Source organism: Ilumatobacter sp. (assembly GCF_965215205.1).
Taxonomy (GTDB): domain Bacteria; phylum Actinomycetota; class Acidimicrobiia; order Acidimicrobiales; family Ilumatobacteraceae; genus Ilumatobacter_A.
In genome coordinates this window covers 2,618,949-2,643,744 of the sequence record NZ_OZ244049.1, presented here as the reverse complement: position 1 = coordinate 2,643,744, position 24,796 = coordinate 2,618,949, and the positions used below count along the sequence as shown (strand labels likewise).

Sequence of the window (24,796 nt, the reverse complement as noted above, 5' to 3'; positions counted from 1 at the left end):
CTGCCTCAGCCGAAGTGTTCGGCATGCCTAACAGCGCTCTCGCGACGCGTCCACGGGGTCCGGCGTCGCCACGGCGGGCGCCGCCACGCGAGGATCGGGCGATGGAACCTCTCGCTCAGCAGGGACGCACGGTGGACGACGTCATCGAGGATCTGACCGCGAAGCGGCACGCGGACGTGAGCTGGGCCGACGGTCGGACCTTCGGGATGGTCTACGACGGCGGGCCGGGTGTCCACGAGGTCGCGGAGCGAGCGGCGCGCCTCTACCTCCACGAGAACGCCCTCAACACCCAGGCCTTCCCCTCGCTGGGCGAGATCCAGCGCGAGGTGGTCGGGTGGACGGCTGCGATGCTCCACGGCGACGACGACGTCGCCGGGTTCCTCACCAGCGGTGGCACGGAGTCCATCCTGTGCGCCGTCCTCGCGGCGCGCGAGCGCGCCGCGGCCGAGCGCGGGGTGACCGAGCCCGAGATCGTGCTCGCGGAGTCGGCGCACGCCGCGTTCCACAAGGCGGCTCACGACTTCGGGCTCACGGTCCGATCGACGAGGGTGCGCGACGACTTCACCGCCGACGTCGACGCGATGTCGGCGGCGGTGGGCCCGAACACGGTGCTCGTCGTCGGCTCGGCCCCCCAGTACCCGCAGGGCGTCCAGGACGACATCGAGGCGATCGCCGAGCTCGCCCGCTCGGTCGACGCGAACTGCCACGTCGACGCGTGCATGGGCGGGTTCGTCCTCCCCTTCGCCGAGCGCCTCGGTCGCGACGTCGTGCCCTGGGACTTCCGGGTGGAGGGGGTCACGACGATCTCGGCCGACGTCCACAAGCTCGGCTACGCCCCCAAGGGGGTCTCGGTCATCCTCCACCGCACGAAGGAGTCGCGCCGCTACCAGACCTTCGTGTTCGACGGCTGGCTCGGCGGCCTCTACGCCTCGCCCAACCTCCAGGGGACCCGCTCGGGGGTGCCGATGGCGTGCGCCTGGGCGGTGATGCAGCACCTGGGGGTCGACGGGTACGTCGAACTGACGCGCCAGACCCTGATCGACGCCGATCGGATGCGAGCGGGGATCATGGCGACGCCGGGGCTGCGGGTCCTCGGTGACAGCCGGTTCCACCTGGTCGCGATCGCAGCGGATCCGGCGGCCGAGACGCCCGTCGACGTGTTCGCGCTCGGCGACGCGCTCGCTGCGAAGGGGTGGTTCCACGACCGTCAGGGCCCGCCGGACAACCTCCACGCGACCGTGAGCAACACGAACGCCGGCGTGATCGACGACTACCTCGCCGACCTCGCCGGGTGCGTCGCCGAGGTCGGCGCGTCGGCCACCGACGACCGCTCGACCAGCTACGCCACCCTCGAGTGACGCCGCATCCGCGAGTCGGTGCGACGTCGGGAGGATCCGGGAGGGGTCAGAGCTGACCGCGCAGGATCGAGGCGTCGCGGACGCGCTCGATGCCGATGACGAAGGCGGCGAGGCGCAGCGAGATCGCGTCGCGCTCGGCGCGCTCGGTGATCACCTCGTGGGCCCCGGCGAGGGTCGAGTCGAGCTGCTCCATCACGTTCGCGCGCGACCAGCGGAACCGCTGGATGTTCTGCACCCACTCGAAGTAGCTGACGGTGACCCCGCCGGCGTTCGCGAGGATGTCGGGGACGACGACGACCCCTCCCCGGGCGAGGCGGTCGTCCGCTCCCGGGGTGACGGGCCCGTTGGCGCCCTCGATGATCAGCTTCGCCTTCACCGTGTCGACGTTGCCGTCGTGGATCACCCCGGCGATCGCCGCCGGGATGAGGACGTCGACCTCGAGGCCGATCAGCTCGTCGTTGGTCAGCTCGCTCGAACCGGCGGCGCCCACGACCGAGCCGGTCTCGGCGAGGTGGTCGACGACCGCCTCGACGTCGAGCCCGTCGCGGTCGAGGATCGCCCCGTACTGGTCGGACACCGCGATCACCCGGTACCCGCGCGCGACCGCCTCGCGCGCCGCCCAGCTCCCGACGTTGCCGAACCCCTGGATCGCGACGGTGGTCCCGGCGGCGTCGCGACCCGCGTCGCGCATCGCCAGGTCGAGGCAGATCACGCACCCGGTCCCGGTCGCCTCGGTGCGGCCGGCCGATCCCCCGAGGGGGATCGGCTTGCCGGTCACCACGCCGGGCGAGTGCCCGAAGCGCTGCGAGTACTCGTCGACGATCCAGGCCATGACCTGGGCGTCGGTGCCCATGTCGGGGGCCGGGATGTCCTCCGACGGCCCGATGATGTCGGAGATCGCACGGGTGTAGCCGCGCGTCAGCCGCTCCAGCTCGGGCTTCGACAGCGTCGACACGTCGATCTCCACCCCGCCCTTGGCCCCACCGAAGGGGACGTCGACCACGGCCGTCTTCCACGTCATCAGCGACGCCAGGGCGCGGACCTCGTCCAGCTCGGCGCTCGGGTGGTACCGGATCCCGCCCTTGAACGGACCTCGGGCCGAGTCGTGCTGCACGCGGTAGCCGATGTGCACCGACAGCGATCCGTCGTCGCGCCGCAACGGGAGCTCGACGCGCAGCTCGCGCGCCGGGGTGGCGAGGAGCCGGCGAGACGAGTCCGGGAGCTCGAGGTGATCGGCCGCCCGATGGAAGAAGTGCGTGACCGCCTCGAACGGCGACATGACCTCGACGTCGCCCATCAGTTGACCTGCTTCGACGAGTCCGACCAGAAGGGCTCGCGCAGCTTGAACTTCTGGAGCTTGCCGGTCGCGGTGCGCGCCAGGTCGTCGCGGAACTCGACCCGCTTGGGGCACTTGTAGCCGGCGAGCCGCTCCTTCGAGTGGGCGATGACGGCCGCCTCGTCGAGCTCGCTGCCCGGGGTCGTGACGACCAGCGCCGTCACCAGCTCACCCCACCTCTCGTCGGGGACGCCGATCACGGCGACCTCGGTGACGTCGGGGTGCTGGAAGATCGCGTCCTCGACCTCGATCGACGACACGTTCTCGCCGCCGGAGATGATGACGTCCTTCTTGCGGTCGGAGATGACGACGTAGCCGTCCTCGTCGATCGTCCCGCCGTCACCGGTGTGGAAGAACCCGTCGCGGATCGCCGCGTCGGTCTGGTCGGGTTGCTCCCAGTAGCCGGCCATGATCGTGTTGCCACGGGCGAGGATCTCGCCCTCGTCGTCGACGCGCATCGTCGTGCCGATCGCCGGCGCACCGGCGCGCGACAGCTTCCGCGCCCGCTCGGTCGGGTCGAGCTCGTCGTACTCGGCGCGCGACCGGTTGATCGTGATCAGCGGAGCGGTCTCGGTCAGCCCGTAGATCTGGACGAACTCCCACCCGAGCTCGGTCTCGGTGCGCTCGATCGTCTTCGTGGGAGGTGGTGCACCGGCGACCACGATGCGCACCCGACCTCGCCCGGGGATCTCCTCGCCGCGCTCGGCGAGCTCGGCCGCCGCGTCGAGGGTCGCGTTCAGCACGGCGGGAGCCCCGCAGATCAGGGTGACGCCGTGCCGGTCCACGCGACGGAGGATCTCGTGACCGTCGATCTTGCGGATGATGACGTGCTTCGCGCCCATCCCCGTCACCGCGTAGAGCATCCCCCATCCGTTGCAGTGGAACTGGGGGAGGGTGTGCAGGTAGACGTCGTGGTCGCCGACGCCCATGTGCCACCCGAAGGTGGTGGCGTTGATCCACACGTTGCGGTGGGTGAGCTGCACCCCCTTGGGCCGGGCCGTCGTGCCGGAGGTGTAGTTGATCGTCGCGGTCGCGTCCTCGTCGCGCTCCCACGGCTCCGGCTCGACATCGAAGCGCATCAGCTCGTCGTCGCTCTCGGCGCCGATGATCATCGTGCGCTCGCACTCGATGCCCGACATCGCGTCGGCCAGCTCGGGGTCGACGAGGAGCAGGCGCGCCCCGGAGTGCTCGACGATGTACTGCACCTCGGCTGCCACGAGCCGGTAGTTCACCGGGACGAGCACCCGTCCCGATCCCGACACCCCGAACAGCGCGGTGAGCAGCCGGGCGGAGTTGTGGCTGACCATCGCCACGCGCTCGCCGACCCCGATGCCCAGGGCGTCCAGGCCGGCGGCGAGAGCCCGTGCCCGGCGCGCCATCTCGCGGTAGTCGATCGATCCCCAGCTCTCGGCGGGCTGGTCGGGCTCGTCGGCGATCGCCTCGCGATCGGGGTAGACGAGCTCGGCACGCTCGAGGAAGTCGTTGACGGTGAGTGCGACCTTCATCGTCGCTCACCCTAGGCAAACGCCGCGTGTCGCGAGTCACCTGGATCCGTGGGACCGCGGTCGGCCACGCCCGCCGGTGGGGAGCGAGGGGTGACGGGCGCCGGACGGACGCGGGGTCGGTGGAGGCGCTCGGGCCGGATCAGGTCGTGGCGCGGTGCTGAGCGACCGTCAGCGGCCACGGGCGCTCGCGCTCCATCGTCAGCGCGAGGTCGAGCAGCAGCGGTTCGGAGAAGTGCCGCCCGACGATCTGCAGCCCGATCGGCAGACCGTCGAGGAACCCGGCCGGGACCGAGATCCCCGGGTTGCCGTGCAGGTTGCAGGGGAAGGTGAGCTGGCCGTTGTTGCCGCGCCCGGCGTCGATGCCCCCGAACGTCTTCGGGAGCGGCCCCTCCGCGTCGAACGCGACGTCGGGGTTCGCCGCGGTGATCACGAAGTCGACCCCGTCGGAGCGATCGAAGACCCGAGCCATCGCCTCGTTGAGCTCCATCCGGCGTCGCTCCAGGCGGGCGCGGCCCTCCTCGGTGTACGCGCCCTGGGTGCGCTCGAGGCCGAAGCGCATCTCGGGCGTGAGCTGCTCCGCGCAGGCGGGCCACCGGTCGCCGAGCAGGGCGCGGATCTCGATCATCCCCGACACCGACCACGCTCCGCCCATCCGTGGCACCGAGGTGTCGACGTCGTCGGTCCGGGTGAGGCCGAGATCGCCGATCAGCGCGCCGGCCGCCTCCTCGAGCAGCTCCCACATCACCGGTGACACCGTCGCCCCGCCCCAGTCCGCGACGACGGCGACCCGTGCGCCGCGCAGGTCGTCGAGGTGCGAGCCGAGGCCGTCCTCCCACCCCTCGACGCGCGGCAGGCTGAGCGGGTCGGTGGGGTCGTGGCCGTTCGCGACGTCGAACCACCGCGCGGTGTCGCGGACCGATCGGCTGAGGCAGCCGGTGGCGACGGTGAGGTTGCCGTACTCGGCGCGCGGCCCGAGCGGGATGCGCCCGAAGGTGCCCTTCAGGCCGACGAGACCGCAGAACCCGGCCGGGATGCGGATCGAGCCGCCGCCGTCACCGCCCGTGGCGATCGGCACGAGGCCTCCGGCGACCGCGGCGGCCGATCCGCCCGACGACCCTCCCGGGGTCCGGTCGAGCTGCCACGGGTTGCGGGTGACGCCGTGCAGCTCGGTGCGGGTGAGGTTCACGCCTCCGAACTCGCTCGAGGTCGTCTGCGCCGCGAGGACCGCGCCCCCGTCGTCACGGATCCGCGCGACGTTGGTCGTCGTGACCTCGCCGAGCTCGTCCGCGAACGGCACCGATGCGTGGTCGTTCGGCCACCCGGCCACCTCGTTCAGCGACTTGACCCCGATCCCGATGCCGCCGAAGGGGCGTGACACGTCGGCCCGCCCGGCGGCCTCGCGGGCGACGTCGCGGTCGGTGAAGCACACGGCGTTGAGCTCGCTCGCGTCGATCGCCGTGAAGGTGGCGTCGATCTCCTCGACCGGCGATCGCTCGCCGGATCGGAACGCCTCGACCAGCCCGATCGCATCTCCCTGCCAGGTGTCGTCGCTCATCTCCGGACGCTACCGAACAGCGCACCCACCACCTACGATCGACGACCGCATGGATTCGCGCAGGTTCCTCGGGCTCGAGGAGACGCACAACCGCTTCCGGTGGAAGCTGCCGGTGACGTCCAAGATCGCCGTCTCCGCCGGGTTCCTGTTCGGCGGGTGCGGGCTGGCGGCCGCGATCTCCGCGCTCGAGGGCACCTCCGGGCGCGAGTGCGTGTGGGCGACCGCGCAGTACCTGTCGTACGCGAGCCCGGGCGAGGTCGTCGACATCGACGTGACGATCGCCGTCGAGGGCCACGCGATCACCCAGGCGCGCGCCGTGTGCCACGTCGCCGACCGCGAGATCCTCACCGTCAACGCCGCGCTGGGCGATCGCGAGTTCGAGCGCGGGCAGTGGGAGAGGATGCCTCCGGATCTGCCGTCCCCCGCCTCGCTGCCCCCACGCCCGGTGAGCGAGGACAACGTGGGGACGATCACCGAGAAGCTCGACCAACGCCTCGTCAAGGGCGTCGAGTGGGAGTCGCTGCCCGAGGGCCCCGGGGACGGGCCGAGGGGGGACCGAGCCACCCGGGGCGACGGCCAGACGCTGATGTGGGCGCGGATCCCCGACGTGATCGCCGACGTCGACGCGACGGCGCTCGCGATCCTCGGCGACTTCGTCCCGATGGGCGTCGGCCAGGCGCTCGGGCGGCGCGGGGGAGGCAACAGCCTCGACAACACCTTGCGCGTGTGCCGCGTCGTGCCGACGGACTGGGTGCTGATGGACATCCGGGTCCACGCCGTCGAGCGCGGGTTCGCCCACGGCCTCGTCCACATGTTCGGCGAGGACGGCACCCTGCTGGCGACGGCGAGCCAGTCGGTGATCGCCCGCCTGCCGAGGAGCTGAGCCGAGGCGGTGGCCGCGAGCCGCCGCGGCGCGGGTCGGGCGACGTGGAGCGCGGGCGAGTCGCGTGAATCGAGCCGGTCGGAGCTGCGTGCGTAGGGTCGAGCCATGGCACTCCCGAACCGCCCCGGCATGACCGTCCCCCTGCCCGGCCACCTCCACACCCACCGCGACCAGCTCGCGGAGCTCGCCGACCTCGGCTACACCGACATCTGGTCGGCGGAGTCCGACGGCGCGGACGCGTTCACCCCGCTGGCGCTCGCGGCGGCGTGGGAGCCGCGCCTGCGCCTCGGCACCGCGATCGTCCCGGCCTACACCCGCTCGCCGGCTCTGTTCGCGCAGAGCGTGGCGTCGCTCGCCGACGCCGCTCCGGGTCGGTTCGCGATCGGGATCGGCTCGTCGAGCAACGTGATCGTCGAGAGGTGGAACGGCATCGCCTTCGAGCAGCCGTACCAGAAGGTGCGCGACGTCGTGCGCTTCCTGCGCGACGCCCTCGACGGCGAGAAGATCGCGAAGTCGTACGACACCTTCGAGGTCGACGGGTTCCGCCTCGGGATCCGCCCCGAGGAACGACCGAAGATCCTCGTCGCCGCGCTGCAGGAGGGGATGCTGCGCCTCGCCGGGCGCGAGAGCGACGGCGCGATCATCAACTGGCTGTCGGCCGAGGACGTCGCGACCGTGTCGGGGATCGTGGCCGACGCCGGTCGCGAGGCCGGCAGCGACGAGGACAAGGAGATCGTGTGCCGGATCTTCGTCTGCCCGAGCGAGAACGCCGACGTCGTGCGCGCCGGGGCGCGCCGGGCGATCGCGGCCTACCTGAACGTCGGGGTGTACGCGGCGTTCCACGAGTGGATGGGTCGCGGGGAGGCGCTGTCGGGGATGTGGGCGAAGTGGAAGGAAGGCGACCGGAAGGGGGCCCTCGAGGAGATCCCGGATCAGGTGGTGGACGACCTCATCATCCACGGTTCGCCGGCCGAGTGCAGGGCGAAGATCCAGGCGTACTTCGACAACGGGGTCACGACGAGCAGCCTCGCGATCATGCCGTTCGACCCCGACCTCGACCACTGGCAGGCGATCCGCGACCTCGCCCCCACGGCCGGCTGAGCCCAGCGGCCGGCGGTCGCGCGCACGGACGCAGCGTCTCCGGGCACCCGGGCCGACCGTGCGTCACGCCGCGCGGGGGTGGCGGGGATCCCGCCTCGCCTCGTCCGCCTCGCCGGATCCACCGGCGGCGGCGACGGACGGGAGGTGGGCGATCTCGCCGGCGTCGGTCCTCGACGCCTCGAGGAGCCGGCGGATCTCCGCGACGTGGGCCAGCCCGCGCCGACGGGTGTCGGTGCTGAGCCGGAAGCGGGCCGGTGCGCTCGACGGGCGCAGCTCGCGGTCGGCGTCGTCCGGGATCGACAGCAGGAGGAGCTGCTCGGCGCGCTCCGCGCCGGTGCGCTCGGTGGGGACGGCGGTGGAGTTCATGGAGCCATCGTGCGCACGGGGGTGTGTCAGGGTTCCCGGCGAGCCGCCTCGCCCACGCGCTCCGCGTCGCGGACGGGTCCGTCGGCGAGCGCCCTGAGGCCTCGTCCTCGGGGCTGGAGGTCACCGCGGCCGTCCGAGGCGGGCGCGCCCGACTGCAGGGACCCGACCGTCGCGCAGTGGCGCCGCGTCGAGGTCGCCCTCGTCGGGGGCCGCGTCCCGACGGAGTCGAGAACCCGTCGGCCGGGACCCACGTCGCGTCAGGCCGGGGCGCCCATCCGCTCGGCCGGGTCCTGGCCGTAGAACGCGCGCAGCTCGGCGTACAGGTCCGGCTCGTGCTCGCGCACCTCCCGGGGACGGGTGAAGAACGCCTCCGTGGCGACCGCGAAGAACTCGGCGGGGTTCGTCCCGGCGTAGCTGCGCAGGATCGAGGTGCCGTCGCGCACCCGCTCGAAGGCGGGGGTGCACACCGCCGCCCACCGCTCGGCCGCGTCCTCGCTGCCCAGCGGGGGGGTCCCGTCGGTCATCCCGTCGAGCATGTCGAGGCGGTGGGCGAACTCGTGGTACACGACGTTCTGGCCCCGCTCGGGGCGTCGCGCCTCACGCCGCACCGCGCTCCACGACAGCACCACCGGGCCGCGCGGGTGCGCCTGCCCGGCCAGGTGCCGCGGCGCGTCCGACATCGTGCCGGCACCGGTCGCGTGGGTCCCGCGCAGCCGGACCGTCGAGGAGTGCACGATGACCGACGTGACGTCGAAGTACTCGTCGATCGACAGCCCGAGCAGCAGCATCGCGGCCTGGGCGGCGATCAGGACGCGCACCTCGTCGGTGAGATCCATCCCGCGCGCGGCCTCCCACTCGGTCTCGTGGACGAAGCGGGCGACCAGCATCCGCATCCGAGCGAGCTCGTCGTCGTCGAGCGCACCCCAGTGCTCGAAGCCGTCGAGCAGCACGCGCTCCCACGCCGGGTCGAACTCGACCGGTCGACCGGACAGCCACCGCCTGATCGTCGCGAGCACGCCGGGTCAGACGAGCACGTCGCCGGCGGACTTCGTCGCCTCGGTCGGGCGGGGGCCGGTGCGGACGGCGGTCGGCACGAGGTCGGGGCCACCGAAGTACTCCGCCAGTCGACGGTCGGCCTCGTCGGCACCGAACAGGATCTCCGCGACCTCGCGCAGCCCCGGCGAGTCGGCGATGTCGTCGTCGGTCACGACCAGCTCGATCTTCGAGCGCCGGCGCATGAAGTCCTCGAGCTTGGTCACCATCTCCGAGCGCGCCGCCTCGTGCAGCTCGACGCGCAGGTAGTCGGCGGAGCCCATGATGTCCTCTCCCATCGACGGCTCCTCACGGATCGCGTCGAGCATCGCGAACGCCCGGCGCCCGTAGCGTCGCCACAGCCGGTCCGAGAGCGGCTCGATCTCCGGCCGGTCGCGGATCCGGTCGAGCTTCATCAGGCGGGCCTGGCGGAAGAACTCCTTGCGGGTCGCCCCGGCCGGCTCGCCGTACCAGTTGCGCAGGTCGCGCTCGAGGGGGATGCCGAGCGACTCGACCTCGGCGGCGACCTCCTCACCGACGTTCAGGCAGTCGGTGAGCTTGCCGCCGAAGATCGTGACGACCCGTCGACGGTGGTCGGTCTCCACGGCGTGCTTGCGCGACAGCTTCGTCCAGTCGACGTCGGCGCGGTCGTTGCCGTCGGTGGGGACGACGAGGGGCCGGACCCCGCAGCGGCGGGCGATCACGTCGTCGGGCGTCAACGGGGTGTCGAGGTCCATGCGGGCGTTGATCTGCCCGAGGAGGAACTCGATGTCGTCGTCGGTCACCTCGGTGCGGGGGTCCTCGACGCGGGTGTCGGTCGTGCCGATCACCGAGCGGCTGCCCATCGGGATGACGTAGAACAGCCGCTCGGTGTCGTCGTAGAACGCCAGCACCCGGTCGTGGTCGCGCGTCGTGAGGCGTGGGACGACGAGGTGGATCCCCTTGGAGTAGACGATCCGGTGCTCGGTGGTCAGCTCCCAGCGGTCGTTGAGCACGTCGACGAAGGGTCCGGCGGCGTTGACGATCGAGCGCGCCGAGGTCTGGAGCTCCTCACCGGTGTCGACGTCGCGCAGCGACGCGATCCACCGGTCGCCGTCGCGCCGGGCGGAGACGAGCTCGACGTAGTTGGCGGCGGCGGTGCCGGCCTCGATGGCCGAGCGCACGAAGCTGAACACGAAGCGGGCGTCGTTGTCGATCAGCAGGCCGTCGCGGTACTCGATGCCCCCCGCCACCCCGCTGGTGTCGATCGCCGGTTCCTCGCGCTCGATGCGGTCCCTGCTCAGCAGGCGTGGCCAGCGCGTCCCGAACTGACCGATGATCCAGTAGCCGACGGCGCCGAGGAACGCGAACCACGGCGGGTACGGGCCCTTGGAGTCCAGCGCCGCGTAGAAGCCGATCTCGCGGATGTTCGCGCGGTAGGCGCGCATCAGCCGGTTGCGCGACTGGCACAGCTTGAAGACCAGCCAGAGCTCGTAGTTCTCGAGGTACTTGAAGCCTCCCCAGACGAGGTTGGACGACGCCTGGCTCGTGAAGTGGGCGAAGTCGCCGCGATCGATCAGCGCGACGCTGGCCCCGCGCCCCGCGAGCGACGCCGCCGCGACCGCGCCGTTGATCCCGCCCCCGACGACGAGGGTGTCGAACGACCCGTCGCGGATCCGGTCGATGTGGGTGGTGCGCAGCGCCATCCACGGATTCTAGGGGCGGGGGCGCGACCCCGGTCCGGGGAGGGCGGGGGTGTCCGTCGGCGCTCAGCCGGCGGCGAGGAAGGCGACGACGACCGCCGCCAGGCCGACGACGGCGGGGAGCGCCCACGTCGACCAGCGGGGGTAGCCCTTGTACCCCGGGGCCATCATCACGAAGCCGCAGATCGAGCCCGCGACGAGCCCGCCGACGTGACCTCCGATGGAGATGCCGCCGATGAAGAAGGTGATGCCGAGGTTGATCAGCAGCAGGGTCCCGATCTGGGTGCTGAACGGGTTGACCCCGTGCTGCCAGACCCCGACCGCGAACGCGCCGAGCAGACCGAAGATCGCCCCCGATGCTCCGGCGCTGAACCCGCCGCTGTCGATCACCACGACCCCGGCCGACCCGCCGAGCAGCGACGCGGCGTAGAGCGCGGCGAAGCGGCCACGTCCGAGCTGGGGCTCCATCTGGTTCCCCAGGACCCAGAGGAAGTACATGTTGAACGCGAGGTGGATGATCCCGTAGTGGACGAACCCGGAGGTGACCAGTCGGTACCAGTCCCCTCCGTCCGAGACGCGCACCGGTCCACGGGCCGTCTCCAGGATGCCCGTCCGCCAGGAGTCGAACAGGGCGAGGTCGGCGTGCGCGCGCGTCCCGCCTCCGGCGAGCGCCTCGCCACCGCTGGCGAGGACCATCCAGGCGAAGATCGCGACGTTCAGCGCGATCAGCGAGGTGGCGACGATCGCCGGCTTGCTCGCCTGCCAGTACCGCGCGCGGGTCACCACGTCGGGGCGCGTGGCCTCGGCGCACTCGACGCAGTGGCTGCCGACCGATGCCTGCTCGAGGCACTCGGCGCACGCCGGGCGCCCGCACCGCGTGCACCGACGCCCCGCGGCGCGGTTGGCGTGGCGGAAGCAGGCCTCCGCGCCGTCGTCGAGGCGCTGGCGCAGCCGACGGTCGGGAGGGGGCAGCGAGGTGCGACGGCCGGACTCGGGCGTCTCGGGCGGTGGCGGCGGCAGCGGCACGCCGGTCAGGGTACCGAGCGATGTCTGACCGAATGGGAAACCCGGGTCGCCGTCACCGACCTCACGGCGACCCCACGGCGTCCGCGGCCCGCTACCGCGACGCCAGGACCGTGGTGCTCGCCGACGCGATGGCCACGCTCTCGACGAAGTCGAGCAGCTCCGCCGCCGGCGTCGCGTCGACGAGCTCGACCTGCTGGCCGAGCGCGTGGACGGTGACCCGGTAGACGTGGGTCTCGCCCGGTGGCGGGCAGGGGCCCGCGTAGCCGACGTCGCCGAAGAAGTTCAGGGCCTGGATCGCGCCCGGCGGCACCTCGGCTTCGCCGATGCCGGTCGCGTCCGGTCCCAGCCCGGCCACGACCCAGTGGATGAACGGGCGCCCGTTGCTCAGCTCCGTCTCGTCGACCATCGACACGGCCACGTCCGCCGTGCCGGCCGGGAGCCCGACCCAGTCGATCGGAGGTGAGACCCCCGAGCCGTCGCAGGTGTGGATCGGGTCGATCTGCGCCCCCGCGAGCCACGGCGCGAAGATCTCGAGCTCGCCCGCGTCGGCGATGTCGGAGGCGACGAGCGAGCCGCCGGCGACCGGATCGAGCTCCTCCGCGCCGGCGAGGGGGTCCCGGGTGACGTCGACGCCGCCGTCGTCGCCGAGGGGTTCGGTCGAGATCGGGGAGGTGTCCGGGGGCGGGAGGGTGGTCGGGCTCGTCGGGTCGGCCAGGCGCGTCCCGTCGCCGGTGTCGCACGCGCCGAGCCCTGCGAGGGCGAGGCCCCCGACGACGCAGGCGGCGCGCACCGAGCGCGTCGTTCGCAGCGGGCCGATCACGGGTGGCGAGCGTAGGGCATGGCCACGGTCCTCGTGGGTAGCCTCGCGAACGTGTCCCCGACATCGAATCGCGACGCCCCCGACGCCCCCGTCTCGACCGCCGGGGAACCGCTGTCGCTGCTGACGGTCCACGCCCACCCCGACGACGAGGCGTCGAAGGGCGCGCCCACCGTCGCCCGGTACGGCGCCGAGGGGGTGCGCACGGTGCTCGTGTGCTGCACCGGAGGGGAGGAGGGCGACCTGCAGAACCCGAGCCTGCGCGAGGAGGGTCAGCCGTTCCACGACATGACCCCCGAGCAGGAGCGCGAGCTGGTCGCGTCGATGCGCGAGGCGGAGCTCACGGCGTCGGCCGAGGTCATCGGCTTCGACGAGGTCGTGATGCTCGGGTACCGCGACTCGGGGATGGCCGACACGGAGCCGAACCAGCACCCCGACTGCTTCCACCAGGCCGACCTCGACGAGGCCGTCGGCCGGCTGGTCGAGATCGTGCGGCGCACCCGTCCCCAGGTGATCATCACCTACGGCGACGACCAGAAGGGCTACCCCCACCCCGACCACCTGCGCGTCCACGACATCTCCGTGCTCGCGTTCGAGCGCGCCGGCGACGCCGGGTGGTACCCCGAGCTCGGCGAGCCGTTCCAGCCGTCGAAGCTCTACTACGCCGTGTGGGCCAAGGCTCGGATCCTCGCGGTGCACGAGGCGATGCTCGCCCACACCGGCGAATCGCCGTTCTCGGACGAGTGGCTGGAGCGCGAGGGCCAGGACCACCGGATCACCACCAGGATCGACGTGTCCGACTACCAGTGGGCGCGCACCGCAGCGCTGCGCGCCCACGCCACCCAGGTCGATCCCGGCGCCGGTTGGTGGTTCGGCCTCGACGACGACCAGTTGGCCGAGACGTACCCCTGGGAGGACTGGATCCTCGCTCGCTCCGAATCCGGGTCGATCCCCGACGACGACGGCGAGCGCGACCTGTTCGCCGGGGTTCGCGCCGGCCCCGCGGGGGCGTCGACGTGAGCGGTGCCGCCCAGTACCGCGTCGTCGTCGCGAAGAAGGACGAGCGCGTCGAGGGGCCCGACGACGCTCCGGTCGTGGTGACCGTCCCGGTCGACGTGGCGTCACGAGCCGACTTCGACGCGGCGGTGTCGTTCATGCGCGGCGACCTCAAGGCCTCCGGCCCCAGCGGGGAGATCCTCCGGCTGCTCGAGTCGGGGGAGGCCGATCGGGCGGTGCGCGGGATCGTCGCCGTCCTCTGAGCGAGGACGGCTCAGCCGGCGCGCATCACGTCGCGCAGCTCGCGGAACCCGATCAGCTCGGCCCCCGCACGCCGCAGGGCGTCGCGCAGCTCGCCGCCGGTGACGAGCTCGAGGTCCGCGATCCACCCGCCGGCCGCCTCGCCCGCGAACCCGCGCACCTCGGGGGTGTCGAGCGCCGGCTGCACGTGGATCTCGGTGACGCCCGGCTCCAGCTCCGCGACGGCGTCGAGGACGCGATCGTGGCTCCCGGGGCGCCAGTCGTGGTCGAAGTGGTCCGGGAACACCACCCCCTCGTCGGCCGCGAGGCGACGGAACGCGAACCCGGCCTGCTCGTGGGAGATCGTCGACGGCAGCCGGATCGGCAGCGCGAACTCGACCGCCAGCTCCAGGTAGACGTCGAAGAACTCGGGGCGCAGCGCGATCGCCGACAGGTGCGGCGCGAGGTGGGTCACGTCGACGCCCCACACCTCGGCCCGCTCGACCTGGGCGCGCAGCTCGCGCAGCACCTCGTCGGGGTCGGCGTGCTCCCACAGGTCGGCGAGGGTGCGCGGGAAGCCGCCCTCACCCGACTGCAGCGACGGAGCGTGGGTGAGCGGGCCCCAGCGGTACCACCCGTGCTCGGAGTTCAACGTGAGGTGGACCCCGATGTCGTCGGCGGGCTCGAGGTGGTCGGCGGCGTGGCGCGCCCAGGGTGCGGGGACCATCAGCGACGCGCAGGTCGCGATCCCGTCGTGCAGGGCGGCGAGGACCCCGAGGTTCGCGGCGTGGCACGAGCCCAGGTCGTCGCACGACACGATGACGAGCTTCGCGTCCGCAGGACGGCCGAGCCGCTCGGCGAGGGTGTCGCTCACCTGGGCAACGCTACCCGTCGCACGGCGCCGGTGGTGCGGGCCGGCGGACCTGCCGCTGCGGGCACGCCACCGGATCGCGGTCGGCGGGTGGAGCGTCGAGCCGGCGGGACGGGACGGTCACGAGCAGTTCGCCCACAACCCGAGGTCGTCGGCCTCGGCGGTGCGGGCGGACTCGACGAAGCGGCGGGCGTGGGCGCTGTTGGGTTCGATCGTGAGCGGTCGGGCGAAGCCCCGTCGCACCATCTCGTCGTTGACGAACAAGCCGTCCTCGGCGCGGAAGACGTAGCCGAGGAGGCGGCCGTACACGTCGCGGGGGACGACGTCGCGCTCGATGCGGACCGCGGTCCCCGCGGCGATCAGCGTCGCGACGTGAGCGCTCGCCTCGGGCCCGAAGCACTCGACCGGCGAGTTCGGGCGCTTCGTCTCGGGGGTGTCGATCCCGATCAGGCGGACCCGCTCGGAGCGTCCGTCGATCGCGACGTCGATCGTGTCGCCGTCGACCACGCCCTCGACCGTCGCGTTCGGCTCCAGGGCGCCGGCCGCCGCCGGCACGTCGGTCTCGGACCCGTCGCACGCGGCGACGATCGTCGTCAGCGCCACGGCGAGCGCGACCAGGGGTCGGGCGCGCCCGCGCCGAAGCCGCGCCCGCGGACCGCGAGCCGTGCCGGAGCGACGCCGGTCGGGATCGGCGCAGGTGCCGGTCAGATGCGTTCGATGATCGTCCCCGTGCCGAGACCGCCGCCGCAGCACATGGAGATCAGCGCCTTGTCGCCGTCGATGCGCTCGAGCTCGTAGAGCGCCTTGGTCAGCAGGAAGGCACCGGTGCCTCCGAGGGGGTGGCCGAGCGCGATCGCACCGCCGTTGGGGTTCGTCTTGTCGAGGTCGGCCCCGGTCTCCTTGGCCCAGGCGAGGACGACGGAGGCGAACGCCTCGTTGATCTCGAACAGGTCGAAGTCATCGATCGACAGACCGGTGCGCGAGAGCAGCCGCTCGGTCGCGTCGATCGGCCCGGTCAGCATCAGCTCGGGGTCGGTGCCCACCAGGCAGGTGTCGACGACGCGCGCCCGTGGCGTCAGCCCGAGCTGCTCGGCCTTCTCGCGCGTGGTCATCATCAACGCCGCGGCGCCGTCGGAGATCTGCGAGGAGTTGCCGGCGGTGTGCACGCCGTCCTCGCGGGCCACCGGCTTGAGCCCGGCCAGCTTCTCCATGCTCGTCTCGCGCAGCCCCTCGTCGCGCGACACCACGTGGGTGCTCCCGGTCGGCTCGCCGTCCTCGTCGACGTCGGGAGCCTCGACGGACACGTACTGGCCGGCGAAGCGATCCTCCTCCCAGGCCCGGATGGCACGCTGCTGGGAGGCGAGGCCGAAGGCGTCGGTGTCCTCGCGCGTGATGCCCCACTTGTCGGCGATCCGCTCCGCGCCCTCGAACTGCGACGTCATCTCGTAGCGGTCGAAGTAGGGGGGCGGGATCGGGACGCCGAGGCCGAGCTTCTTGTTGCCGCTCGAGCCGATCGGGACTCGGCTCATCGCCTCGACGCCGCACGCGATCGCGGCGTCGACGACGCCGGCGCCGACCAGCGAGGACGCGAGCCCGGTGGCCTGCTGGCTGGAGCCGCACTGGGTGTCGACGGTGGTGGCGGCCGTCGACATCGGCAGTCCCGCTCCGAGCCACGCGGTGCGCGTGAGGTTGAACGCCTGCTCGCCGGCCTGGCTGACGACGCCCCCGACGACCTGCTCGATCTCCGAGGGGTCGACACCGGTGCGGTCGATCAGCGACTTCAGCACGATCCCGAGGGTCTCGCCCGGGTGGAGGGTGGACAGGCCGCCGTTGCGCTTCCCGATCGGGGTTCGCACGGCATCGACGATCACGACATCTGACATGGGCACGACGCTACGTTCTCGGCCCGTCGATCGTGAAGTCCACGGACCTGGCGGCATCGGTGGCGCGCCGGGGAACGACCGCCGGGGGCCGCGAGCGGGAGGGGTGCGGCGTCGGGCTCAGGCTCGGCGGAGGGTCGCGGCGAGGTGGTGGAGGAGGGGTTGGCCGACCGCGGACATGCGCACGGTGCAGCGCACGACGTCGCCCGTGACCTCCCACGTGCGCTCGACGCGCTCGACGTGCTTCGCCGTGGTCGTCAGCCCGACGTGGCGTGATCTCACGTCGACGATCACGGTGTCGGTCGGGCCGGCGCTGTTGGGGGCGGCGAAGCCCTCGAGGACCTCGGTGACCCCGGTGGGGTGGGCGATCACCAGCTCCGCGGTCCCGGGAGCGGGGACGCGCAGGTACCCGGCCTCGGCGTGGAGCGGTCGGCCGTCGTCCGCGGCGGTCGTGCGCTGGCGGTAGGCGAGGACGGGCGTGCCGACGTGCTCGAACGTGATCGTCTCGACGTAGCGGAACGTCTCGATCGTCGGGTACTCGCCCTCCCCCTCGCCGGACCAGGTCCCCACCAGCGCTTCGAGCGGAGTCAGGTCGGGGTGCAGCGGAGGGACCATCGACGCAGCGTAGGTCGTCGGCGGCGTGCGACCCGATGGACCGGGGCGCCCCGGGCCGTGGTACGAATCAGCCGTGGTCGCGGAGTTGGGACTGGTGTCGCTGAACACCGCCGAGGTGTACGAGGCGCTCAACGTCGAGCCGACCGGGTTCGGCGGCGGACGGCGCTACGTCCACGTGATCGGGTCGACCGTCTTCGTCGACGACCGGAGCGAGGACGAGTCGTGGCCGTCGCACTTCGTGGGGATCGTCGACGGCGCCGGGTGGTGGGCGGTGGACGTGCCGACCGACGCTCCCGATCCGTCCTACGGCGCGGCGCTCGACCTGCGCGCCTACTTCGGGGCGGCGACGCCGGGGGAGTGGCTCGCGGCGGGCCGCGCGGTCCAGGTCGTCGAGTGGATCCGCACCCACCGGTTCTGCGGGCGGTGCGCGGCACCGACCGAGGCGTCGCCGGGCGAGCGCGGTCTGGTGTGCCCCGAGTGCGAGCTGATCGTCTACCCGCGGGTGGCCCCGGCGATGATCACGCTGGTCACGCGCGGCGAACCCGGTCCCGACCAGGAGGCGCTGCTCGCCCGGGGGGTGCGGTTCCCGATGCCGATGTACTCGTGCCTGGCCGGGTTCGTCGAGCCCGGCGAGGACCTCGAGGGGGCCGTGGTGCGCGAGGTTAGCGAGGAGGTCGGGATCACGGTGGGGTCGGTCCGCTACGTCGGCAGCCAGCCGTGGCCGTTCCCGCACAGCCTGATGGTCGGTTTCCGCGCCGAGTGGGTCTCGGGCGACGTCGTGCTCCAGGAGGACGAGATCGCCGATGCGGCGTGGTACCGCAAGGACGACCTGCCGATGGTCCCACCCGAGATCTCGATCGCGGGCAAGATCATCTCGGCGTGGGTCGACGAGGGCTGAACCGCCCCGGACGCGACCCCGTCTCGGCCCGCCCGCCCCGCTTCGGTCAGGCTCGCTCGGCGGGGGTGGCGGGCGCATCGCCGTCGGACTCGCACGACGGCTCGGGGAGCGGGGCGGACCGGGGCGGCGCCCTCGTCGCGTCGTCGTCGAACAGGGTCGGTCGGCGTCGACGGATCCGCACCGTCGGTCCGGGCTCGGCGCTCGGCCGGGGGGTGGGCTCGAACAGCTCGAGCTGCTCCCACGTGATCGCGACCTCGCTGACGAGCCGCCACCCGAGGCGTCCGCGAGCGCCCGGCCGACGGATCTCGACGGCCTCGGGACGCAGCGAGCGGGCGGAGCCGTCGGCGTCTCGGATCGCGATGCTGCCGTCGGTCTCGATGCCCACCACCCGACCGACGACCGGTCGCCCACGCCCGTTGCGGCGGAAGCGAGACGGCTCGCCGGCCCGCAGCCCGAAGCGGGCGAGGGCCGAGGTGGAACGATGCACCGTCGTCGTCGCCCGTCGTCGCGGCCGCGCTCGGGTCAGGCTCCCGTGACCCGACGCTGGAGCTTGCGCATCCCGGCCAACCACCGCTCGGGGTCGTCCGCCTTGCGGCGGACGTAGTCGGCGACCTCGGGGTGGGGGAGCACCAGGAACGATTCGCGCTCGATCGCGTCCGCCACCTGCTCGGCGACGTCGTCGGGTTCGAGGACGACCCCCGCCGCTCGCACGACGTCGCTCCCCGACACCTCGTCGTCGCCGGCGTGGAGCATGGCGGTGTTCACCCCCTGCGGGCACAGGCAGGTCACCCGGATCCCGGCGTCGCCGTAGGTGATCGCCATCCACTCGGCGAACGCGACCGCCGCCCGCTTCGTCAGCGTGTAGGGCCCCGAACCGATCTGGGCGAGCAGACCCGCGGCGGAGGCCGTCGAGCAGAAGTACCCCTCGCCACGCGCGACCCACTCGTCCACGAGGTGCTTCGCCGCCCAGCGGTGAGCGTGCACGTTCACCGCGAACGCCTGCTCCCACACGTCCTCGCCGGTGTCGGCGAGCGTCGTGCCGGTCCCGACGCCGGCGTTGGCGAAGAACAGGTCGATCGAGCCGAGGATCTCGGTCGCACGCTCGACGAGGAGCCGGTTGCCCTCCTCGGTCGAGACGTCCGCGTCGATGCCGGTCGCCCGCTGCGGGTCGATGGCACGGGCGGCCTCGGGCGCCCCGGCGATGTCGGCCAGCACCACGTTCGCGCCACGGGCGTGGAACGAGGCGGCCAGCGCGGCCCCGATCCCCCGTCCGGCTCCGGTGATCACGACGTTGCGATCGGTCAGGTCCATGCGCGCATCGTAGGCAGCTCCGCGGCGTCCGGACCGCACCTCGCCGACACCCGGGTCCGCTCCGTCCCGGGGTGGTCGCGCCCCGTCGCGACGCCGGTCACGGTCGTGTGAACGCTCCGACAAGATCGGTGGGGTGCGCGCGGCCCCCGGTGATCACCGGTACCGTGAGATCCAATGACAGAGCAGCAGAACGCCAGTGATGCAATCAGCAACGAGGCCGTGATCGACGAAGCGCTCGGAGTCATCGACGGAGCCCTCGCGAAGATGATGAACCGCGAGTTGGTGTCGAGCGGGGAGGTCGCCGACCTCCTCTTGGACGTGCGGACGCTCCTCACGGACGTGCACCGCGAGTCCGGCGCCGACGACGTCGTCGCCGTCGCCCCGGTCACCTCCGACCTCGGCTGACCCCCGGCTCACCCCGGCTCAGAGGAGCCGAGCCAACCCCAGACGTCGCATCACCGCTCGGGTCGATGCGACGAGGATCCCGCCGGTCACCACGCCGGCGACGACGTCGGACGCGTGGTGGATCCGCACGTACGCCCGACTGACCGCCACGACGGCGGCCGTGGCGGCGATCGCTCTCGCGGCCGGTCGCCCGGCCCGTGCGCCGAGCAGAGCCGCCGCGAACGTCGCGGCGCTCGCGTGGCCCGACGGGAACGACGACGTCCGTGGATGGCGCACGCGCAGGCCGTCGTCGCCCGCCGCCGTCGGTCGCGTCCGCCGGACGATCCGCTTGACGCCCTGGTTGACGACGAGGCTCTCGAGGCCGATCAGCACCGCGAAGGTGATCACCCGCTCACGGGCCCGTCGAGGTCGGCGCACGAGGGCGATGCCGATGTTCGTCGCGTGCCAGATCGCGCTGAAGTCCCCCACGGTGCTCGCCGCCTGGAACGTCCGATCCGCGACCGGGTTGCCGCGGATCCTCTCGAAGGCGGCGTCGACGACCTCGTCGAAGCGCTCGACCACCGGGCCCAGCTGACCCTGCCCGGGGACGTCCTCGGTCAGCTCGTCGTACGCCGTGGGGTCTCCGGGCTGGTCCTCGTCGACGGGTGGGTCGATGAGGTCGCCGGCCTGGGCCAGCTCGTCGCCGATCCCGTCGTCGAGGTCGAAGCCGGTGCCGGCGCCGCTCTCGGGAGAGGGGTCTGCGTCGGTGCCGGGGGAGGTGGCGCTCACGAGCGCACCGCGGCATCCGCGCCGGCTCCGACCAGCTCGGCGTAGGCGGCGGCCGCCTCGGCGGCGGCGAGGTCGGGATCCCCGTCGAAGGCGGGGCACCACGCCCGGAAGCTGCACCAGTCGCAGAGCCGGCTGGTGTTGGGGCGGAAGTCGCCGGTGGTGCAGGCTCGCTCCACCGCCTTCCACACCGCTGCGGTGCGGGTGGTGATGAAGCGCACCGACTGCGCCGAGGGGACCGTCTCGATCGTCTCGCCGCTCGCCAGGTACATCAGGCGGATCCGCGCCGGCCGGCGACCGAGGACCGCCTCGCACAGGAACGAGTAGAAGTGCACCCCGGCGAGGCTCTTCTGCTCGTAGCGGCCCGACGGGGCCCGTCCGGTCTTGTAGTCGGTGACCACGAGCTCGCCGTCGTCGTCGAGCTCGAGGCGGTCGATGATGCCGCGGAGCTGCAGGGACCCGACGTCGGCGGCCATCCGCACCTCGAGACCGATGTCGCGCACCGTGGTGGGGTCCTCCATGTCGAAGTACCGCTCGATCAGCGCGCGGCACCCCGCGTCGAACTCCGCCCGTCCGACGTCGTCGAGGAGCAGCCCCACGTAGTCGGGGTGGTGCTCGTGCTCCTGCATCGCGAGCGTCAGGCAGCGGTCGAGGGCGGAGGGGGTGCGCTCGTGGCGCGGGAGAACGAACAGCAGCTCGAGGGCGCGGTGCACGACGGTGCCCCTGGTCGTCGCGACCCCCGGCGGCTCGGGGAGGCGCTGCACGGACGAGAAGCGGAACTGCATCGGGCACGAGGTGAACGACGAGACCCGTGACGGCGACAGCGACGACGGGATCGGCCACGCGGGCGAGGCCGCCCCGACCGACGGTGCCGACGCTGCGTCGGCCGCCGCCTCGGTGGAGGCGACGGGGGCGGCGGGCGCGTCGACGAGATCGGTCATGCTCCCCACACTACGGACGCGGTGCCACGGGGTTCGCGAATGGTCCTCGAGGGGTCGTGCCGGCTGGCCGTGAGCTGGCGACGTGAGGCCGAGGTCACCCGAGCTCGGTGTCGATGGCGTCGCCGATCAGCTCGGCGACGCCGGCGGGATCCTCGAAGGGGGTGAAGTGGTTCCAGTCCTCGCGCTCGACGAAGCGGGCGTCGGCGAGTCGCTCGGCGACGAGCGGCGCCACCTCGGCGGGCCCCGCGCCGTCTGCGCTCCCCACGACGACGACCCTCGTGCCGATCTCGCCGAGGACGTCCCAGGTGCGGTGCGTCGCCCCGGTCTCGAAGGTGCGCGCCTCGTGCTCGGGATCGCACGCCAGGCGGACCCCCTCCGGGGCGGGACGGAAGCCGTGGCCGACGTAGAGCCGCACCACGTCGGGGTCGAACGCCTGCATCGGGGGCTTGGACGAGTAGTTCTCGATCGCGGCCTCGAACGACTCGAACGACGGACGCCGCCGACGCGCCGACCGCACCAGCGGGGACGGCTCCTCGGCACGGGCCTGCGACGGATCGAACACGATCGGCTCGAACGCGACGATCAGGTCGAACAGGCCGGGGCGGCGGTGCGCGGCCATCAGCAGCGCGGCACCCCCCATCGAGTGGCCGAACGCCACGAGACCGCCGTCGGGGGCGATCGCTTCGGCCGCCGCGATCGCGTCGTCGCCGTAGCGGTCCCAGTCGACCGCCCAGTCCTCGGGGCGCGGCGTCGATCCGTGGCCGCGGTAGTCGAGCGCGTACGCCGTCGTGCGCTCGGCGAGACGGTCGGCGATCGGCAGGTAGCACCACCCGTGGAAGCCGGTGGCGTGGGACAGGAGCACGGGTCGGCCGTCCCCGCCGAAGTGGTGGACGACGACGCTGATCCGGTCGGAGGACGGCACGCGCACGGTGCCCATCATCGCCGAGCGCGCCCGGCGCGACCAACCCGGTCGCACGGCTCGGCGCCGATGGTCGACGACGCCGGCGAGCGGGCGGTGCCCGTCGCCTCGCTCAGCGCTCGGGTCGGGGCTCGCGTGGGAGTCCCAGCAGGCGCTCGCCGATGATGTTGCGCTGAACCTGGCTGGTGCCCCCGGCGATCCGTCCGCCGGGGGCGGCGAGCATCCCGTACGACGTGGGTCCGTCGACCGTCGACCCCGCGCCCGCCAGCTCGCCGCGCAGCATCGCCGTCGCGAACGACATCTCGGTGATCCCGAGCTTGAGCAGGGAGGCGGCGGTCGACGCCACCGACCCCTGCCGTCGGGCGAGCGCCTTGAACGCCGTGCCCGTCGCGACCAGCTCGGCGAGGTGCTGGCGATCGAGGGCGTCGAGCTCGCGCTCGCTCGACAGCGCGATCATCTGGTCGAGTCGACGCTGGAGGGAGATGACGGCGGTGCCGATGTGCCCGCGCTCGTTGGTCAGCACCGACATCGCGACCCCCCAGCCGCCGTGGAGCGGCCCGAGCAGGTGGTCGGCGGGGAGCTCGACCTCGGTGAAGAAGACCTCGTCGAACTCGGCTTCCCCCGTCATCTGCTGCAGGGGACGGATCTCGATCCCGTCGAGATCCATCGGGCACAGGAAGAACGAGATCCCGTCGTGCTTGCCGACCCCCGCGTCGGGGTCGATCGGGCGCGTCCGGGCCATGAGGATGCCCCAGTCGCTGTACCGGCCCCCCGAGCACCACACCTTCTGGCCGTCGACGACGAAGCGGTCGCCGTCGGCCACGGCGCGCGTCGTGAGCGAGCCGAGGTCGCTCCCCGCGCCCGGCTCGGAGAACAGCTGGCACCAGACGTGGTCGGCGTCGAGGGTGGCGCGCAGGTGGAGGTCGCGCTGCGCGTCGGTGCCGTACATCTGCAGCGCCTGGCCGGTCAGCACGAGGCCGACCATGTTGAGCATCGGCGGCACGCCCGCACGGGCGCACTCGAGCAGCCACCGGGCGTTGTGCTCGGCGCTGAGACCCCGCCCGCCGTGCTCGGTCGGCCAGTGGATGCCGGCGTAGCCCGCGTCGCGCACCCGTCGGTGCCACTCGATGCCGGCCTCGATCAGGTGCGGCGGGCAGATCGCGCCGTAGTCGGGAGGCGCTCCCTCGGCGTTGCGCGCCAGCCACTCGGCGGCCTCCACGCCGAACTCGTCCACCGTCGGCGCGTCGCGTGCGTCGTCCATCTCGTCGATCTCCACCATCTCGGTCGGTCCGGGTCGCTCGACCGGACTCAGGAGAGGGCGTCGAGGAACATCTTGGTCTCCTCGCCGAGCTGGGTGGGGACCTCGTAGCCGTCGCGGTCGGTCACCGTCGCCCAGTTGTCGCGCAGCGTCTCGGGGGTCAGGTCGGTGTCGGTGTAGCCCGGGCACTCGGCGATGAACACCTCGGCGACTCGACCGCCGCCGACGGAGAAGACCCGACCGGTCGCCTCGCACGACTCGTGGCACAGGTACGTCACCAGGGGCGACACCAGCTCGGGCTGCAGCTTGTCGCCGAAGCCCGCCCCCATCAGGTCCTCGGTCATCCGGGTCAGCGCCAGCGGGGCGATCGCGTTCGCTCGGATGTCGTACTTCGCGCCCTCGACGGCGAGGACGTTGGTGAACCCGACGAGGCCCATCTTCGCCGCGCCGTAGTTGGCCTGGCCGAAGTTGCCGAAGATCCCCGCCGCGGACGAGGTCGACACGATGCGGCCGTAGCCCTTCTCGCGCATGACCTTCCACGCCGGGCCGGTGACGTGGAACGCGCCACGCAGGTGGACGTCGAGCACCGGGTCGACGAGGTCGCTCGTCATGTTGTGGAACGACTTGTCGCGCAGGATCCCGGCGTTGTTCACCACGATGTCGACGGTCCCGAACGCATCGAGCGCCGACTGCACGATCGACTCGCCGCCCTCGACGGTGGCGACCGAATCGGTGTTCGCCACCGCCTCGCCGCCGGCCGAGGTGATCTCGTCGACGACGAGCTGGGCCGCTCCCTTGTCGGACCCGGACCCGTCCACCGCTCCGCCGAGGTCGTTCACCACCACGAGCGCCCCGCGCCCCGCCATCATCAGCGCGTGCTGCTTGCCGAGACCGCCACCCGCTCCGGTGATGATCGCTACCTTGCCGTCGAAACCGAGATCTGCCATGGCGCCCGACGCTACCGCCCGGGTGGATCTCGCCGGAAACCTCCGGCGCTCGTCACGATCTCCGACGTCGGCGAGCCGTTCGAACCGGC

At 72.6% G+C, this 24,796-nt stretch carries 26 protein-coding genes; 7 read left to right on the top strand and 19 right to left on the bottom strand.

Going from position 1 to position 24,796, the window contains the following annotated elements; genetic code table 11:
* Positions 1 to 101: 101 nt before the first annotated feature.
* The gene (locus ACOOHC_RS12430) at positions 102 to 1,358 is read left to right on the top strand and encodes a pyridoxal phosphate-dependent decarboxylase family protein (protein WP_420450722.1); all 1,257 of its coding nucleotides are present in this window, start codon (positions 102 to 104) and stop codon (positions 1,356 to 1,358) included.
* A 46-nt stretch (positions 1,359 to 1,404) separates the two neighbouring features.
* On the opposite strand, the gene ACOOHC_RS12425 is transcribed toward ACOOHC_RS12430, so the two are convergent.
* The 3 genes from ACOOHC_RS12425 to ACOOHC_RS12415 form a co-directional block, all read right to left on the bottom strand.
* Positions 1,405 to 2,655, bottom strand: a complete 1,251-nt coding sequence (locus ACOOHC_RS12425; RefSeq protein WP_420450721.1) for a Glu/Leu/Phe/Val family dehydrogenase — start codon at positions 2,653 to 2,655, stop codon at positions 1,405 to 1,407.
* On the bottom strand, positions 2,655 to 4,199 hold the full coding sequence (locus ACOOHC_RS12420) for an AMP-binding protein (RefSeq protein ID WP_420450720.1): 1,545 nt from the start codon (positions 4,197 to 4,199) through the stop codon (positions 2,655 to 2,657). Before ACOOHC_RS12420 ends, ACOOHC_RS12425 begins: the two co-directional genes overlap by 1 nt.
* A gap of 139 nt (positions 4,200 to 4,338) precedes the next feature.
* Positions 4,339 to 5,754, bottom strand: coding sequence for an amidase (locus ACOOHC_RS12415; RefSeq protein WP_420450719.1), 1,416 nt, complete (start codon positions 5,752 to 5,754; stop codon positions 4,339 to 4,341).
* A gap of 49 nt (positions 5,755 to 5,803) precedes the next feature.
* Here ACOOHC_RS12415 and ACOOHC_RS12410 point away from each other — a divergent pair, with 49 nt between their 5' ends.
* Both ACOOHC_RS12410 and ACOOHC_RS12405 read left to right on the top strand, forming a co-directional pair.
* Positions 5,804 to 6,637 (top strand): acyl-CoA thioesterase, encoded by an 834-nt coding sequence (locus ACOOHC_RS12410; protein ID WP_420450718.1) that lies wholly within the window; start codon positions 5,804 to 5,806, stop codon positions 6,635 to 6,637.
* Between the two features lie 105 nt (positions 6,638 to 6,742).
* Positions 6,743 to 7,738: an LLM class F420-dependent oxidoreductase gene (locus tag ACOOHC_RS12405; protein WP_420450717.1), complete on the top strand. Its 996-nt coding sequence runs from the start codon at positions 6,743 to 6,745 to the stop codon at positions 7,736 to 7,738.
* 63 nt (positions 7,739 to 7,801) lie between these two features.
* Here ACOOHC_RS12405 and ACOOHC_RS12400 read toward each other — a convergent pair whose 3' ends face one another.
* The 5 genes from ACOOHC_RS12400 to ACOOHC_RS12380 form a co-directional block, all read right to left on the bottom strand.
* Entirely contained in the window at positions 7,802 to 8,104 is a 303-nt protein-coding gene (locus ACOOHC_RS12400; RefSeq protein ID WP_420450716.1) for a hypothetical protein, read from the bottom strand.
* Positions 8,105 to 8,361: 257 nt separating this feature from the next.
* Positions 8,362 to 9,120: a zinc-dependent peptidase gene (locus ACOOHC_RS12395; protein ID WP_420450715.1), complete on the bottom strand. Its 759-nt coding sequence runs from the start codon at positions 9,118 to 9,120 to the stop codon at positions 8,362 to 8,364.
* Between the two features lie 6 nt (positions 9,121 to 9,126).
* Positions 9,127 to 10,821: an FAD-dependent oxidoreductase gene (locus ACOOHC_RS12390; RefSeq protein ID WP_420450714.1), complete on the bottom strand. Its 1,695-nt coding sequence runs from the start codon at positions 10,819 to 10,821 to the stop codon at positions 9,127 to 9,129.
* Between the two features lie 63 nt (positions 10,822 to 10,884).
* On the bottom strand, positions 10,885 to 11,844 hold the full coding sequence (locus ACOOHC_RS12385) for a rhomboid family intramembrane serine protease (RefSeq protein ID WP_420450713.1): 960 nt from the start codon (positions 11,842 to 11,844) through the stop codon (positions 10,885 to 10,887).
* Between the two features lie 91 nt (positions 11,845 to 11,935).
* Positions 11,936 to 12,664 (bottom strand): YbhB/YbcL family Raf kinase inhibitor-like protein, encoded by a 729-nt coding sequence (locus ACOOHC_RS12380; RefSeq protein WP_420450712.1) that lies wholly within the window; start codon positions 12,662 to 12,664, stop codon positions 11,936 to 11,938.
* Positions 12,665 to 12,715: 51 nt separating this feature from the next.
* Between ACOOHC_RS12380 and ACOOHC_RS12375 the strand changes: the two genes are divergently transcribed.
* Together ACOOHC_RS12375 and ACOOHC_RS12370 are read left to right on the top strand one after the other, a co-directional pair.
* On the top strand, positions 12,716 to 13,681 hold the full coding sequence (locus tag ACOOHC_RS12375) for a PIG-L family deacetylase (RefSeq protein ID WP_420450711.1): 966 nt from the start codon (positions 12,716 to 12,718) through the stop codon (positions 13,679 to 13,681).
* The gene (locus tag ACOOHC_RS12370) at positions 13,678 to 13,920 is read left to right on the top strand and encodes a hypothetical protein (RefSeq protein ID WP_420450710.1); all 243 of its coding nucleotides are present in this window, start codon (positions 13,678 to 13,680) and stop codon (positions 13,918 to 13,920) included. The genes ACOOHC_RS12375 and ACOOHC_RS12370 overlap by 4 nt, the downstream gene beginning before the upstream one ends.
* Before the next feature lie 11 nt (positions 13,921 to 13,931).
* Here the strand turns inward: ACOOHC_RS12370 and ACOOHC_RS12365 are convergent, their stop codons facing one another.
* The 4 genes from ACOOHC_RS12365 to ACOOHC_RS12350 form a co-directional block, all read right to left on the bottom strand.
* Entirely contained in the window at positions 13,932 to 14,771 is an 840-nt protein-coding gene (locus ACOOHC_RS12365) for a ChbG/HpnK family deacetylase (protein WP_420450709.1), read from the bottom strand.
* Positions 14,772 to 14,888: 117 nt separating this feature from the next.
* Positions 14,889 to 15,371, bottom strand: a complete 483-nt coding sequence (locus ACOOHC_RS12360) for a thermonuclease family protein (protein WP_420450708.1) — start codon at positions 15,369 to 15,371, stop codon at positions 14,889 to 14,891.
* 101 nt (positions 15,372 to 15,472) lie between these two features.
* Positions 15,473 to 16,651, bottom strand: coding sequence for a steroid 3-ketoacyl-CoA thiolase (locus ACOOHC_RS12355; protein ID WP_420450707.1), 1,179 nt, complete (start codon positions 16,649 to 16,651; stop codon positions 15,473 to 15,475).
* Positions 16,652 to 16,768: 117 nt separating this feature from the next.
* A complete protein-coding gene (locus tag ACOOHC_RS12350; protein WP_420450706.1) occupies positions 16,769 to 17,263 on the bottom strand; it encodes an FABP family protein in 495 nt (164 codons plus the stop codon).
* Positions 17,264 to 17,336: 73 nt separating this feature from the next.
* On the opposite strand from ACOOHC_RS12350, the gene nudC reads away from it, so the two are divergent.
* Positions 17,337 to 18,161 (top strand): NAD(+) diphosphatase, encoded by an 825-nt coding sequence (gene nudC, locus ACOOHC_RS12345; protein ID WP_420450705.1) that lies wholly within the window; start codon positions 17,337 to 17,339, stop codon positions 18,159 to 18,161.
* Between the two features lie 46 nt (positions 18,162 to 18,207).
* On the opposite strand, the gene ACOOHC_RS12340 is transcribed toward nudC, so the two are convergent.
* Complete coding sequence (locus tag ACOOHC_RS12340; protein WP_420450704.1) at positions 18,208 to 18,648, bottom strand: hypothetical protein; 441 nt, start codon at positions 18,646 to 18,648, stop codon at positions 18,208 to 18,210.
* 35 nt (positions 18,649 to 18,683) lie between these two features.
* On the bottom strand, positions 18,684 to 19,472 hold the full coding sequence (locus tag ACOOHC_RS12335; RefSeq protein WP_420450703.1) for an SDR family oxidoreductase: 789 nt from the start codon (positions 19,470 to 19,472) through the stop codon (positions 18,684 to 18,686).
* Positions 19,473 to 19,646: 174 nt separating this feature from the next.
* On the opposite strand from ACOOHC_RS12335, the gene ACOOHC_RS12330 reads away from it, so the two are divergent.
* On the top strand, positions 19,647 to 19,877 hold the full coding sequence (locus ACOOHC_RS12330; protein WP_420450702.1) for a hypothetical protein: 231 nt from the start codon (positions 19,647 to 19,649) through the stop codon (positions 19,875 to 19,877).
* Between the two features lie 18 nt (positions 19,878 to 19,895).
* On the opposite strand, the gene ACOOHC_RS12325 is transcribed toward ACOOHC_RS12330, so the two are convergent.
* The 5 genes from ACOOHC_RS12325 to ACOOHC_RS12305 form a co-directional block, all read right to left on the bottom strand.
* On the bottom strand, positions 19,896 to 20,645 hold the full coding sequence (locus ACOOHC_RS12325; protein WP_420450701.1) for a phosphatase PAP2 family protein: 750 nt from the start codon (positions 20,643 to 20,645) through the stop codon (positions 19,896 to 19,898).
* Positions 20,642 to 21,583, bottom strand: a complete 942-nt coding sequence (locus tag ACOOHC_RS12320; RefSeq protein WP_420450700.1) for a RecB family exonuclease — start codon at positions 21,581 to 21,583, stop codon at positions 20,642 to 20,644. The genes ACOOHC_RS12325 and ACOOHC_RS12320 overlap by 4 nt, the downstream gene beginning before the upstream one ends.
* Before the next feature lie 94 nt (positions 21,584 to 21,677).
* Positions 21,678 to 22,511: an alpha/beta fold hydrolase gene (locus tag ACOOHC_RS12315; protein ID WP_420450699.1), complete on the bottom strand. Its 834-nt coding sequence runs from the start codon at positions 22,509 to 22,511 to the stop codon at positions 21,678 to 21,680.
* A 103-nt stretch (positions 22,512 to 22,614) separates the two neighbouring features.
* Entirely contained in the window at positions 22,615 to 23,781 is a 1,167-nt protein-coding gene (locus ACOOHC_RS12310; protein WP_420450698.1) for an acyl-CoA dehydrogenase family protein, read from the bottom strand.
* A 29-nt stretch (positions 23,782 to 23,810) separates the two neighbouring features.
* Positions 23,811 to 24,707: an SDR family oxidoreductase gene (locus ACOOHC_RS12305; RefSeq protein WP_420450697.1), complete on the bottom strand. Its 897-nt coding sequence runs from the start codon at positions 24,705 to 24,707 to the stop codon at positions 23,811 to 23,813.
* Positions 24,708 to 24,796: the final 89 nt, after the last annotated feature.